The sequence below is a fragment of the Kosakonia sp. SMBL-WEM22 genome, assembly GCF_014490785.1.
GTDB lineage: Bacteria > Pseudomonadota > Gammaproteobacteria > Enterobacterales > Enterobacteriaceae > Kosakonia.
The window spans coordinates 4,691,112-4,704,020 of sequence record NZ_CP051488.1; the positions used below are offsets into that span (position 1 = coordinate 4,691,112).

Consider the following 12,909-nt stretch of genomic DNA (forward strand, 5'->3'; position numbering starts at 1 on the left):
GGAAGCCCTTTCTTTTTTAGTTCGGCTGTATGTAGGGTACAGCGCGATGAATTCGTTACGCCGGGATAGTGACAGATTTACGCGCTAAATCCTATTTGCTTCACCGGGGTGTATGCGGAAATGTTTCAAGGATGTGACGAAGCGCTCACTCCTTTGCTAACCACGTCCCTGATTGCGCAATAAACCTGCACGCCTTAGCGTTTTGACGCCACCAGATTGAGGGCGTGTTCCACCACATCGATATCCGCGCCCGCTTTGTGCGCGTTTTCACTCAGATAACGACGCCATTGACGCGCGCCCGGCACGCCCTGGAAGAGGCCCAGCATATGGCGAGTGATATGGCCGAGATAAGCCCCCTGGCTCAGTTCGCGCTCAATATAGGGGTACATCGCGCGCACCACCACCACCGGATCAGTATCTGGCGTATCAACGCCAAAAATATCCCGGTCCACCGACGCAAGGATACCTGGGTTCTGATAGGCTTCGCGCCCGACCATCACGCCATCCATATGTTCGAGATGCGCTTTTGCTTCATCCAGCGATTTGATACCGCCGTTGATCGACATCATCAGGTGCGGGAAATCGCGTTTCAGCTGGTAGACGCGCGGGTAATCGAGCGGCGGAATTTCGCGGTTCTCTTTTGGGCTAAGGCCGGAGAGCCAGGCTTTTCGGGCGTGGATAGTAAAGCTTTCACACTCCCCTTTACCGGCTACGGTGCCAATAAAGTCGCAGAGAAATTCGTAGCTGTCCTGCTCATCAATGCCGATACGGGTTTTGACCGTGACCGGAATGGAGACGACATCGCGCATCGCTTTAATGCAGTCCGCGACTAGCTGCGCTTCGCCCATCAGGCAGGCGCCGAAACGGCCATTCTGCACGCGATCGGAGGGGCAGCCGACGTTAAGGTTGATTTCGTCATAGCCGCGCGCTTCGGCAAGCTTCGCACAGTGAGCCAGCTGCGCGGGATCGCTGCCGCCAAGCTGCAACGCCACCGGATGCTCCTCCTCGCTGTACGCCAGGTAATCACCTTTGCCATGAATAATCGCGCCGGTCGTCACCATCTCGGTATAGAGCAGCGTGTGGCGCGACAGCAGACGCAGAAAGTAGCGGCAGTGCCTGTCTGTCCAGTCCAGCATCGGGGCAATCGAGAATCGCCCGGGCAAGTGAGAAGCCGAATCGGCAGACATTACGCGGGTTTGAGTGGTGTTTGTCATATCAGGATTACCGTGCATTTTTTGGGCATTTAAAATCAATTTATCGTCATCGCTTCCGCATCAGGCGCGGACAAAAACCGGCTCCAGAAATTGCGGGCCGTCATTCTAGCATAGAGGAATGGCTTAAATCCGATGGTGTACGACGCCCCATACCGCCGCGATTACCCGTCCCGCTGGTCAATATTTAACCGTGGCCTATTCTTTTTGTTAGTTCGGGTAGTTCTATTTCAATTAATCGTACTATTCATTTCACCTCTGCGGGTGACAGGAGCTGAAACATGACCACACCTTATGTTCGCCTCGATAAAGATAATGCCGCTGTTCTGCTTGTTGATCATCAAGCAGGCTTACTCTCTCTGGTGCGGGATATCGACCCCGACAAATTCAAAAATAATGTGCTGGCGTTAGGCGATCTCGCAAAATATTTTAAGCTTCCCACGATCCTCACCACCAGTTTCGAAACCGGGCCAAATGGCCCTCTCATTCCTGAATTAAAGGCACAGTTTCCCGATGCGCCTTATATTGCGCGTCCGGGCAATATCAATGCCTGGGATAACGAAGATTTCGTAAATGCGGTCAAAGCTACAGGCAAAAAGCAGCTGATTATTGCTGGCGTAGTGACGGAGGTGTGTGTCGCTTTTCCTGCTTTGTCAGCGCTGGAAGAGGGTTTTGAGGTATTTGTAGTGACCGATGCGTCAGGAACATTCGACGAAATTACGCGGTATTCGGCGTGGAATCGCATGTCGCAGGCTGGGGCGCAGTTGATGAACTGGTTTGGCGTCGCCTGTGAATTACATCGCGACTGGCGCAATGATGTTGAAGGGTTGGGAACGCTCTTCGCCAACCATATTCCTGATTACCGCAATCTAATGACCAGCTTTAACATCCACAATAAACAGTAATAGCAGCAGAAAACCGGAGGCGCAGCGCCTCCGGTTAATTCTTAGAATGTCAGGCTAAGCTGCGCACCGGCACCCCAGGTTTCATCTTCGCCAACCAGCCCCATCAAGTCGAGGTGAACGCGGTTGAATGGCGAGAAGCCAACACCGGCGGTGAAGACATCTTTGTCGTCGCCTTTCACATCAGCGCGGTAACCGGCACGCACGGCCAGCCAGTTAAGCGGACGTACTTCAGCGCCCACGCCGACATACTGCGAATTCTTCTCGCTCTTAAAGCCTTTGGTCTCGGTTAAATCACCATCGGCGCTCAGGGTGACCAGATCGTTATGCCAGGCGGCACCAGCGGTGACGATCGGGCTAATCTGGTAGGTATCTTTGTAGTTACGCACTTCGCCCGTTCTGCCGTTGCGGATAATGGCATCCTGGGTGTCGATATTACGCGAGATGAGGTTCTGGCCGGTTAAGCCGAGCGTCACGTTTTCATTCAGGTCGGCGGCCAGGCCAACGTCAACGTTGAAGCCGGTGTCATCGCGGCGGTAGCGGCTGCTGTTCCAGTCACTGCTGTCGTAGTCATAAATCGACGCCGTGTAGTTGTAGACCCACACTTTTTGCAGCTTCGGCGTTACGCCAACGGAGAGCGGAATGCCGCCCGCGTCAAATTGGTGTGCCAGCGCCACGCCAAAGTCGGTAACAATTGCGCCACGGCCGGAAGCGGTGGAGTTCAGGTTACGGGTGATCTCATCGCTGCCGTTTGGTGACAGCGCCGCGCCCAGAGCTTCACGCACCGCAACGGCATCGCTGTTCTGAATGCTGCGCAGGTAATCAATGTCCTGCTGATCGATATTGGAGCTTACGCGCGCGTGAGCATAAGCTTTGGTGACGAAAGCCGCAGAGAGCGCGTCGTTAGGGATGCTAACCGCAATACCAGCTGCCGCTTTCGCCTGCGCGGTTTTTCCACGCAGTTTAACCAGCTCGTCACCCAAATCTTTGGCCGCGTTCTGGAATTGATCGATAGTGCCAGGAAGGTCAGCAATAATTCCTCCAGGCGTCAGATTATCGATCACATCGTTATATTGATCGACTTTGTCATTGATATAGTCAATTTCGTCGCGCAGATTATCCTTATCTGAAATTTGCGCCTGTACGCTTGGCAGGATCACGGTGACGTCATCTTCCGGCTGCCCCTTCGCCAGCAACGCCGGGTTGATCAGCGCTCCACTACCATAATTTGCTGATGCAACGCCCGTTCCGCCCATCGCGTCGTTACGCGCCTCTGCCCATGTATTGGCTGCTCCCGCCTGATTTGCCATAAAAAAGGAGACAGCAACGGCGACCACCGAAAGTTTCGCATTTATTTTCACAGTATGTTCTCGTAGCCAGATGAGTATTTAAGCCTGTTAGTTTGCGCATAAACAGGAAGTTATATTGCTGTGAATAACAGTAGAAAAAGGCACTATCTCTTCCGAACGCTCAATGGCGGCCGGTTCATATTTATTGTGATGGCACACACTATTTATAGAAGAGGAAAATCGTTTCGGGAAGGAAAGTTCCGAAAGTGTCTTTAAAGTTGGCGGTCTCGGCGTTTCAGGCAGGACATGGTAAAGTGTCAGCCTCCATCTTTTCACCAACCCGAGAACGCCTATGGATAAGACCACTTCGCAAGAGATGTTAGTGCAGGCTGAAAAGCTGTGCGCACAGCGCAACGTGCGCCTGACTCCACAGCGTCTGGAAGTTTTGCGTTTACTGAGCCTGCAAAAGAGCGCCATCAGCGCCTATGACCTACTCGACCTGCTGCGCGAAAGCGAACCCCAGGCGAAGCCGCCCACGGTTTATCGCGCGCTCGATTTTCTGCTGGAGCAGGGTTTTGTGCATAAGGTGGAGTCCACCAACAGCTACGTGCTGTGCCATCTCTTCGATCAGCCGACGCACACCTCAGCCATGTTTATTTGCGATCGCTGTGGCGCGGTTAAAGAGGAGCAGGCGGAAGGGGCAGAAGATATTATGCACGCGCTGGCGGCGAAGATGGGCTTTGCCCTGCGCCACAACGTAATTGAAGCGCACGGCTTATGCGCAGCCTGCGTGGAAGTGGAAGCCTGCCGTCATCACGATCATTGCCAGCACGATCACAGCCTGCAGGTGAAGAAAAAACCACGTTAAAATTTCTGTTTCTGTTTCTCTTTTACAAGGTAGAAGGCAATCCCAAAAGATTTCGCGTTTTAGCAAGGCGGCAAATGAGTGAATCATAGGGAGCATACTTAAGTATGTGACTTATGTGAGCGAGTGCAGCCAACGCGAATAAAAGGTGAAATATGAAGGGATTGCAGATAAAACGTGGAAGATAAGGGGTGGTTAGGGAGGTACATCCTTGTACCTATGGGCAGGGTAGCCTGTGAGGGTTAATACACTTGAGGGGGAAGTGTAGGCTACCAGCGGTATTCGTTACGCGTTTCCCAATCCGTAACTTCCTTCTCCGCTTCGTCTTTCGCGTAACCGTAACGCTCCTGGATCTTACCTACCAGCTGGTCACGTTTACCTTCGATAACGGTCATATCGTCATCGGTCAACTTGCCCCATTTCTCTTTAACAGTACCTTTAAACTGTTTCCAGTTACCGCCGACTTCGTCTTTGTTCATAATTGACTCCTTATCGTTCGGTTAAAATGACGTTCTTGCGTGCTGAACGTATTAATCATTGTAGATAAGGATTCGGCGTTCGGTTTTTTATTCGGAATCTTTAACCATTCACTCCTGGCGAAACCGCAGATCGTTATGCACCCTCAGCATTAGCGAACCAGCTGCCGTTGCGCCAGTGATGCCGCCAGATGAGCGCCAGTGTGATACCGCGTAGCGCGAGGAACACCGTAAGAGAGAGCCATAAACCGTGATTGCCAAGCAACGGCACCGTCAGCAGGGTCAGGCCAAAACCGGCAGCGGCAACCGCCATACTGTTACGCATTTCAGCCGCGCGCGTTGCGCCCACAAACATGCCGTCGAGCAAATAGCACCACACTCCCACCAGTGGCAGTACCACCTGCCAGATAAGATAGTGTCCGGCCACCGCCTGCAGTTCAGGAATGGAGGTCAACAGCGCAATAATCATGCTGCCCGCCAGCGCGTAGACAAGAGCAAACGCGAGCGCCACAAACCCTGCCTGACGACAGGCCGCACGCCAGACATGCAGCAGTTGGCTGCCATCGCGCGCGCCGTAAGCCTGCCCGGAGTGGGCCTCAACGGCATAGGCAAAGCCATCCAGCGCATAGGCGGTAAAGGTGAGAAACATCATCAGCACCGCGTTGGCAGCGACCGTTTCGCTGCCAACGCGCGCGCCCAACACGGTGATGGAGCCGAAACAGAGTTGCAGCAGCAGCGAGCGCAGCATGATATCGCGGTTGAGAGCCAACAAACGGCGAACGCCGCCGCGCCATGCGGATGTTAGCATTGAGAGCGAGATAGCCTGCCGGCGTAAGACCTGCCACACCATCAGCAAGCCGATAAAGAAGGTGACGTACTCCGCGATAACCGTGGCGAGTGCGGCGCCCTGCACATTCATATGCAGCCCCATCACCAGCCAGAGGTCGAGGAGGATGTTGAAGAGGTTACCCACCACCAATAATATCACCGGGGCGCGGGCATACTGGACGCCGAGCAGCCAGCCAAGCAGCACCATATTACCCAGCGAGGCTGGTGCACTAAGCCAGCGGATCTCAAGAAAGCGGCGCGCCTGCGCCAGCACCGCCTCGCTGCCGCCGGTAATGTGCAGCGCCAGGTCGATTAGCGGCGAGCGTAACAACGCGATGGCAGCACCCGCGCCGAGCGCCAGCAGCAGAGGCTGCACAAGCGCACGCGTCAGCGCTGAGGGATTTTTCGCACCGAATGCCTGGGCGGTCAGCCCGGTGGTGCTCATACGCAGAAACAGCAGCAGCATAAAGAGGAAGCTGGTTGCCGTTGCACCAATCGCCACGCCGCCGAGGTAGACGGGGCTATCCAGATGACCGATTACTGCCGTATCGACTAAGCCCAGCAGTGGAACGGTAATATTGGATAAAATCATCGGCAGCGCAAGCCGCCACAGAGCTTTGTCGGATGCGGTTAACAGCGCCATAGCGTGAACATCATTACATTAAAGAGGAGAAGCGTGGCGCTGCGGCGCGCAACGTGGCGCCACAGCAAAGAAAAGAGGCTTTACAGCCATTCACCGTTACGGATCACGCCGACCGCCAGCCCTTCAATGGTGAAGTTCTGTTTGCGCAAATCGACCACGATCGGCGAGAAGTCGCTGTTTTCTGCCAGCAGTTCAACGGTGTTGCCATGTTTTTTCAGGCGTTTCACCGTCACTTCATCTTCGATACGGGCAACGATAACCTGACCGTTACGCGCATCCTGCGTTTTATGTACCGCCAGCAGGTCGCCATCCATGATACCGATATCTTTCATCGACATCCCGCTAACGCGCAGCAGGAAGTCAGCATGGGGTTTAAAGAGATTTGGATCGACCTGATAGTGGCTTTCGATATGCTGCTGCGCCAGCAGCGGCTCACCCGCAGCGACGCGACCAATCAGCGGTAGACCGGCATCGTTTTCCTCTTCCAGCAGCAGGCGAAGACCGCGCGATGCGCCAGATACGATTTCGATCACCCCTTTGCGCGCCAGCGCTTTAAGGTGTTCTTCGGCTGCATTTGGGGAACGGAACCCCAATTGCTGTGCGATTTCCGCACGCGTCGGTGGCATACCGGTTTGGGTGATGCGATCGCGAATCAGATCGAACACCTCTTGCTGCCTGGCCGTTAATGCTTTCATCCCGCCCCCTGGGTGTATATACAGTTATGCTGTGAGTATATACAGTCAACGGCGATTTTGAAACCACATTTAAGCAAAAAACCAGAGCGTTATCGAATTATGGAAACGCTATCGAAAATGTGACCAAAGAAGCGAGATCCAGGTAAAGAGCGCCAGTAAAATTGTCATCAGCACCGCTGCCGAGCCCATATCCTTTGCCCGGCCGGAAAGCTCATGGAATTCAGGGCCGATACGGTCCACAACCGCTTCGATAGCGCTATTGAGGATTTCGACAATCATCACCAGCGTGACCGAGCCAATAAGCAGGACGCGAGTAATGACATCTATATCCAAAAATGCAGCAATAATAATAGCCACAACAACAGCTACGCCCTCCTGGCGAAAAGCAGCTTCATTGATCCAGGCTGCGCGTACACCTTTCCACGAATATCCTGCGGCTTTAATGATCCGGATAAAACCGGTGGTATTATTGGCCATGAAAAGAACCTTTTTAACTATTAAGCGTCAATGAGTAGTGGTACACGCAGCGGTACCACAGAAATTATGCGTGCTTTCTGATATTCTTGCGGCGCAATGGCACTATTAATAACCAGAGGCTTTACACCCTTTATGTCCGGCTGGCCACGAATTTACTACAAATTACTGAACTTACCATTAAGCGTGCTGGTAAAAAGTAAATCGATCCCCGCAGAACCTGCACAGGAACTGGGGCTCGACACATCACGACCTATTATGTATGTGCTGCCTTATAACTCAAAGGCAGACTTAATGACCTTGCGCGAGCAGTGCCTGGCGCATGAATTACCCGATCCCCTCGAACCACTGGAGATCGATGGCGCGCTGCTGCCACGCTATGTGTTCATTCACGGCGGCCCGCGCGTATTTACCTATTACACGCCGAAAGAAGAGTCGATAAAACTGTTCCATGACTACCTGGATTTACACCGTAGCCATCCCGATCTGGATGTGCAGATGGTGCCGGTATCAGTGATGTTCGGTCGCTCGCCAGGGCGTGAAAAGGGTGAAATCAATCCGCCGTTGCGCATGCTCAACGGTATTCAGAAATTCTTCGCTGTTTCGTGGCTTGGTCGCGACAGCTTTGTGCGCTTCTCCCCGCCCGTTTCGCTGCGCCGCATGGCGACCGAACACGGTACGGATAAGATCATCGCGCAAAAACTGGCTCGCGTGGCACGTATGCACTTCGCACGCCAGCGTCTGGCCGCTGTTGGCCCACGTCTGCCCGCGCGTCAGGATCTCTTCAATAAGCTCCTGTCGTCGAAAGCGATTGCCCGTGCGGTGGAAGATGAAGCACGCAGCAAAAAGATCTCCCATGATAAGGCGCAGCAAAACGCTATCGCGCTGATGGAAGAGATTGCCGCTAACTTCTCTTACGAGATGATTCGCCTGACTGACCGTATCCTCGGCTTTACGTGGAACCGGCTCTATCAGGGGATCAACGTGCACAACGCCGAGCGCGTTCGTCAGCTGGCGCATGAAGGCCACGAAATTGTCTATGTCCCCTGCCACCGCAGCCACATGGACTACCTGCTGCTCTCCTATGTGCTGTATCACCAGGGTCTGGTGCCGCCGCACATTGCAGCCGGGATCAACCTCAACTTCTGGCCCGCCGGTCCGGTTTTCCGCCGTCTTGGCGCCTTCTTTATTCGCCGTACTTTTAAAGGCAATAAGCTCTACTCGACGGTGTTCCGTGAATATTTAGGCGAGCTCTTCAGCCGCGGTTATTCGGTGGAATATTTCGTTGAGGGCGGCCGCTCGCGCACCGGGCGCCTGCTCGATCCGAAAACAGGCACCCTGTCGATGACCATTCAGGCGATGCTGCGCGGCGGTACGCGCCCCATCACGCTGGTACCAATCTATATCGGCTACGAGCATGTGATGGAGGTCGGTACCTACGCCAAAGAGCTACGCGGCGCGACGAAAGAGAAAGAGAGCCTGCTGCAGATGCTGCGCGGCCTCAGCAAACTGCGTAACCTCGGACAGGGCTATGTGAACTTCGGCGAGCCAATCCCGCTGATGAACTACCTGAACCACCATGTGCCGGAGTGGCGTGAGTCGATCGATCCGATTGAAGCGATCCGTCCGGCATGGCTGACGCCGACGGTTAATAGCATCGCTGCCGATCTGATGGTTCGCATCAACAATGCCGGTGCGGCAAACGCCATGAACCTCTGCTGTACGGCGCTGCTGGCTTCACGCCAGCGCTCGCTGACGCGTGAGCAGCTGACCGAGCAGCTCGACTGCTACCTTGAGCTGATGCGCAATGTGCCCTACTCCCCGGACTCTACCGCGCCATCAGCCAGCGCCGCTGAGCTTATCGCTCACGCGCTGCAGATGAACAAATTTGAGGTCGAGAAGGACACCATCGGCGATATCATCATCCTGCCGCGCGAGCAGGCGGTGCTGATGACCTATTACCGCAACAACATTGCGCACATGCTGATGCTGCCGTCGCTGATCGCAGCGATAGTGACTCAACATCGCGCCATCTCACGCGGTGAAATTCTGCGTCATGTGGAACTGCTCTACCCGATGCTGAAAGCCGAGCTGTTCCTGCGCTGGGAAAATGCAGAGCTGGCAGAGGTACTGGATAAGCTGATTCAGGAGCTGGTGCGCCAGGGGCTGATTACTCTGAAAGAGGAGCTTCTCAGTATTAATCCGGCGCATTCACGCACCCTGCAGCTGCTGGCCGCAGGCGCGCGCGAGACGCTGCAGCGTTATGCCATCACCTTCTGGCTGCTGAGTGCCAATCCGGCGATGAACCGCAGTACGCTGGAGAAAGAGAGCCGTACGCTGGCGCAGCGCCTGTCGGTGCTGCACGGTATTAATGCACCGGAGTTCTTCGATAAAGCGGTCTTCAGCACGCTGGTGCTGACGCTGCGCGACGAGGGGTATATCAGCGATACCGGAGACGCCGATCCGTCACGCACGCTTGGCGTCTACCAGATGCTGGCAGAACTGATGACGTCGGATGTGCGTTTAACGATTGAGAGCGCGACGCAAGCGGAGTGATGGAAGTGCCGGATGCCGCATGAACGCTTATCCGGCCTACAGGGTAATGCTGAACTGTATGGTCACTGCCGGATGGCGCGTAAACGCTTATCCGGCCTACAGGGTAATGCTGAACTGTATGCTCACTGCCGGATGGCGCGTAAACGCTTATCCGGCCTACAGGATAATGCTGAACTGTATGCTCACTGCCGGATGGCGCGTAAGCGCTTATCCGGCCTACAGGAGAATGCTGAACTGTATGCTCACTGCCGGATGGCGCGTAAGCGCTTATCCGGCCTACGCTGTTTCGGCGCTGCTGTTTTTGTAGGCCGGATAAGGCGCAGCCGCCATCCGGCAACTTAGCGCATGAGTCACGCCCCCGGCCCCCCGCGCTATACGTGCAGATAACTCACCGCCAGCCCCAGAAACAGCACCAGGCCAACGTAGTTATTGTTCAGGAAGGCTTTAAAACAGGCATCGCGTTCGCGGTCTGCAATCAGCACCTGCTGATAAACAAACAGCGCCCCGGCGATCAGTACGGTGGCGTAATAGATCCACCCCAGCCCGTTCAGCCAGCCAACTGCCGCCATCATCGCCATCACCATTATCTGCAAAATGCCGATAATCAGCTTGTCATGGCGTCCAAAGAGGATCGCCGTCGACTTAATGCCAATCTTCACATCATCGTCGCGATCGACCATCGCGTATTCGGTGTCATAGGCTACCGCCCACAGAATATTGGCGAAGAACATAATCCAGCAGCTCAGCGGCACAGATTCACTGACAGCGGCAAATGCCATCGGTATCGACCAGCCAAACGCCGCGCCCAGCACCACCTGCGGCAGATGCGTATAGCGCTTCATAAAGGGGTAGATCCACGCCAGACCCAGCGCCGCGACCGAGAGCAGGATCGTCATCAGATTGAGGGTAAGCACCAGCGCAAAGGCCAGCAGCACGAGGATGATAAACAGCCCGCGCGCCTCATTTTCCGTCACCGCGCCGCTCGGCAAAGGCCGATTTGCAGTACGCTTTACGTGCCCATCAAACTTACGATCGGCGTAATCATTCACCACACAGCCCGCCGCGCGCATCAGCCAGACGCCGGCGACAAACACTAACAAAATCCACAGCGGCGGTACGCCAGGCGTTGCCACCCACAGCGCCCACAGCGTCGGCCACAGCAGTAACAGCGCACCAATCGGTTTGTCCGTACGCATTAGCCGATGAAAGGCCAACAGTTTAGTTGGCGTGAGACTCCACTCCATTTTCAATTCCTCTTAGTACAGCGGTGACGCGGGCAGAAACAGTTCGGTCAACATCAGCGGTTTACCGCCGAGACGCAGGCGGGAGCGCCGCCCCCATAACTGCTCGTGGCGTCCAATATCAATAAAGTCACGCGTAAGTGTAGAAGAGGTGAAAAGATATCGCCCCAGCGGCGTGTTGCCCAGCTTTTGCAGCGCCAGTTCCGGCCCGCTCAGGGTTGACTCGGGCACCACGGTGCGACCGGCAAGCCAGGGCTCTCCGTCGGCGCAGAGCAGGATTTCCCGCAGCCAGTAACGAGCTTCATCGGGTAGGTGATCGCGCTCTTCGGCAATCTCGTCAGACGTGACAAACCCCTCGCGGATCAGCGTAACCGTAACCTTTTTGCCCTGTTGTTCAAAACGTTTGGTCATCGAATCTTCCAGCAACAGCCACTCAAGCAGTTGCGGTTCCAGCGCGGGGATGGCGTCCAGGTAGCGAAGCGCACGCAATTGCGTAAGCGCAGGATGTGACATGCCTTACTCTCCGGTACATAACATGGCAGTAGTGTATCGCAGAACCGATTGGCGAGTGGCGGGAAACTTTATTCGCTTTTCATCTGTGCAACAGTTGCGCAACAACGCGACCGCGCGGAGGAAAAAAAGGTGCGTCTGGCGACGCACCAGTTACTGCAAGTATCAACAACGTGGGGAGAGTTTACCCCTTGCCTTTTACACTGCTGATAAAAGTGGCACGGGCAGTTTTCGACCCGAGACGCTCTGCTTCATTCAATAATTTCAGGGCTTTATCGATATCGCCCTTCGCAGCCGCCTCTTTGATTGCCCGGTTAAAGTAGCTCTCGGTATCGTTGAGCATCGGCTCGCTTTTCGCGGCAGGTGCTGGCGCAGGAGCAGGCGCAGCAACCGGTGCTGGTGCTGGCTGCGTGTTATAGACAGGCGCGGCGGTGTTGCCGACCGTCACCGCACTCGGCGCCGAGGAGCCAAACAGCGGGCCGACCAGGATGCTGGATGCGGAAGAGGTGCTGGCTTTCAGCGCCAGTGTGCCGCTGGAGGCATGACGGGCAATTGGATCCGGAATATCCGGCACCGCGTTACCGTTTCCTTTGGCGAAGGCTTTAGCGGGGTCAACCATTTGTGTGGTCTGACGCAGATCTTTTTCCGTGGTGAAGACTAATAAGTAGAGCTTTTGCTGACCCAGCGCAGGCGTCAGTTTCATGGTGCCTTCCAGGCGGTTATCGGACATCACGCCCGGCTCCTGGTAGGCAAAAAAGCTGGAGGGGAAAAAGGCTGCTGGCGACAGATTCTGATCCAACACCAGCACGTTCGGCGCGAAGACGCTTTCATCTTTGACTTTGCTGCTGAGCGTAATATTCAGTTCGCCGATATTGGCCGGCACGCTGTAGGCCATCACCGGGCCGCTGATGCCGCTGACATTCAGGCGCTGCCCTGCAACAGAGATATCGTTAGTCACGGTTTGTGAGGCATTCACCGGCGTCCACTGTAGTTGTTGAAGCGCGGAGGCCGGAATGGCGGGCGCGGCAGAGAGATCCTGCGGCACGATGTTAATCGCCGCAAAGCTGGTCATCGGCGCAGCCAGCAGGCCAGCTGTGAGGCACAATGCGAGAAGACTCTTTTTCATTTTCATTGTTATCACCTTAATTTCGTTGTGAGCGGTAGCCAGGCAATAGCGCGCTTCACCTAAAATTGAGGGGCTTGCGCCCCTCTTTTCATG

General features: G+C 55.1%; 12 protein-coding genes. 3 read left to right on the forward strand and 9 right to left on the reverse strand.

Going from position 1 to position 12,909, the window contains the following annotated elements; genetic code table 11:
- Nucleotides 1-194: 194 nt before the first annotated feature.
- A complete protein-coding gene (gene dusA, locus HF650_RS22665) occupies nt 195-1,232 on the reverse strand; it encodes a tRNA dihydrouridine(20/20a) synthase DusA (RefSeq protein WP_187800457.1) in 1,038 nt (345 codons plus the stop codon).
- Between the two features lie 260 nt (nt 1,233-1,492).
- Between dusA and ycaC the strand changes: the two genes are divergently transcribed.
- The gene (ycaC, locus tag HF650_RS22670; RefSeq protein ID WP_187800458.1) at nt 1,493-2,116 is read left to right on the forward strand and encodes an isochorismate family cysteine hydrolase YcaC; all 624 of its coding nucleotides are present in this window, start codon (nt 1,493-1,495) and stop codon (nt 2,114-2,116) included.
- Between the two features lie 41 nt (nt 2,117-2,157).
- On the opposite strand, the gene traF is transcribed toward ycaC, so the two are convergent.
- The gene (gene traF, locus HF650_RS22675; protein WP_187800459.1) at nt 2,158-3,474 is read right to left on the reverse strand and encodes a conjugal transfer protein TraF; all 1,317 of its coding nucleotides are present in this window, start codon (nt 3,472-3,474) and stop codon (nt 2,158-2,160) included.
- A gap of 280 nt (nt 3,475-3,754) precedes the next feature.
- On the opposite strand from traF, the gene zur reads away from it, so the two are divergent.
- Complete coding sequence (gene zur / locus HF650_RS22680; RefSeq protein WP_187800460.1) at nt 3,755-4,270, forward strand: zinc uptake transcriptional repressor Zur; 516 nt, start codon at nt 3,755-3,757, stop codon at nt 4,268-4,270.
- 266 nt (nt 4,271-4,536) lie between these two features.
- Here the strand turns inward: zur and HF650_RS22685 are convergent, their stop codons facing one another.
- From HF650_RS22685 to HF650_RS22700, 4 genes are all read right to left on the reverse strand, one after another.
- Nucleotides 4,537-4,746, reverse strand: coding sequence for a CsbD family protein (locus HF650_RS22685; RefSeq protein WP_023478538.1), 210 nt, complete (start codon nt 4,744-4,746; stop codon nt 4,537-4,539).
- Nucleotides 4,747-4,879: 133 nt separating this feature from the next.
- Nucleotides 4,880-6,214, reverse strand: coding sequence for an MATE family efflux transporter DinF (gene dinF / locus HF650_RS22690; RefSeq protein WP_187800461.1), 1,335 nt, complete (start codon nt 6,212-6,214; stop codon nt 4,880-4,882).
- An 80-nt stretch (nt 6,215-6,294) separates the two neighbouring features.
- Entirely contained in the window at nt 6,295-6,909 is a 615-nt protein-coding gene (gene lexA / locus HF650_RS22695) for a transcriptional repressor LexA (RefSeq protein ID WP_187800462.1), read from the reverse strand.
- Nucleotides 6,910-7,017: 108 nt separating this feature from the next.
- Nucleotides 7,018-7,386, reverse strand: a complete 369-nt coding sequence (locus tag HF650_RS22700; RefSeq protein WP_187800463.1) for a diacylglycerol kinase — start codon at nt 7,384-7,386, stop codon at nt 7,018-7,020.
- A 132-nt stretch (nt 7,387-7,518) separates the two neighbouring features.
- On the opposite strand from HF650_RS22700, the gene plsB reads away from it, so the two are divergent.
- The gene (plsB, locus tag HF650_RS22705; RefSeq protein WP_187800464.1) at nt 7,519-9,939 is read left to right on the forward strand and encodes a glycerol-3-phosphate 1-O-acyltransferase PlsB; all 2,421 of its coding nucleotides are present in this window, start codon (nt 7,519-7,521) and stop codon (nt 9,937-9,939) included.
- Nucleotides 9,940-10,310: 371 nt separating this feature from the next.
- Here plsB and ubiA read toward each other — a convergent pair whose 3' ends face one another.
- From ubiA to malM, 3 genes are all read right to left on the reverse strand, one after another.
- Nucleotides 10,311-11,183 carry a 4-hydroxybenzoate octaprenyltransferase gene (ubiA, locus tag HF650_RS22710; protein WP_187800465.1) on the reverse strand — a complete coding sequence of 291 codons (873 nt, stop codon included), beginning with the start codon at nt 11,181-11,183 and terminating at the stop codon, nt 10,311-10,313.
- A gap of 12 nt (nt 11,184-11,195) precedes the next feature.
- Nucleotides 11,196-11,693 carry a chorismate lyase gene (gene ubiC, locus HF650_RS22715; RefSeq protein ID WP_187800466.1) on the reverse strand — a complete coding sequence of 166 codons (498 nt, stop codon included), beginning with the start codon at nt 11,691-11,693 and terminating at the stop codon, nt 11,196-11,198.
- 181 nt (nt 11,694-11,874) lie between these two features.
- A complete protein-coding gene (gene malM / locus HF650_RS22720; protein ID WP_187800467.1) occupies nt 11,875-12,822 on the reverse strand; it encodes a maltose operon protein MalM in 948 nt (315 codons plus the stop codon).
- Between the last annotated feature and the right edge of the window lie 87 nt (nt 12,823-12,909).

What these genes read in the sequence shown, in the direction of transcription:
- dusA (WP_187800457.1), bottom strand. Translation starts at nt 1,232, where the DNA reads ATGCACGGTAATCCTGATATGACAAACACCACTCAAACCCGCGTAATG.
- ycaC (WP_187800458.1), top strand. Translation starts at nt 1,493, where the DNA reads ATGACCACACCTTATGTTCGCCTCGATAAAGATAATGCCGCTGTTCTG.
- zur (WP_187800460.1), top strand. Translation starts at nt 3,755, where the DNA reads ATGGATAAGACCACTTCGCAAGAGATGTTAGTGCAGGCTGAAAAGCTG.
- HF650_RS22685 (WP_023478538.1), bottom strand. Translation starts at nt 4,746, where the DNA reads ATGAACAAAGACGAAGTCGGCGGTAACTGGAAACAGTTTAAAGGTACT.
- dinF (WP_187800461.1), bottom strand. Translation starts at nt 6,214, where the DNA reads ATGGCGCTGTTAACCGCATCCGACAAAGCTCTGTGGCGGCTTGCGCTG.
- lexA (WP_187800462.1), bottom strand. Translation starts at nt 6,909, where the DNA reads ATGAAAGCATTAACGGCCAGGCAGCAAGAGGTGTTCGATCTGATTCGC.
- HF650_RS22700 (WP_187800463.1), bottom strand. Translation starts at nt 7,386, where the DNA reads ATGGCCAATAATACCACCGGTTTTATCCGGATCATTAAAGCCGCAGGA.
- plsB (WP_187800464.1), top strand. Translation starts at nt 7,519, where the DNA reads ATGTCCGGCTGGCCACGAATTTACTACAAATTACTGAACTTACCATTA.
- ubiA (WP_187800465.1), bottom strand. Translation starts at nt 11,183, where the DNA reads ATGGAGTGGAGTCTCACGCCAACTAAACTGTTGGCCTTTCATCGGCTA.
- ubiC (WP_187800466.1), bottom strand. Translation starts at nt 11,693, where the DNA reads ATGTCACATCCTGCGCTTACGCAATTGCGTGCGCTTCGCTACCTGGAC.
- malM (WP_187800467.1), bottom strand. Translation starts at nt 12,822, where the DNA reads ATGAAAATGAAAAAGAGTCTTCTCGCATTGTGCCTCACAGCTGGCCTG.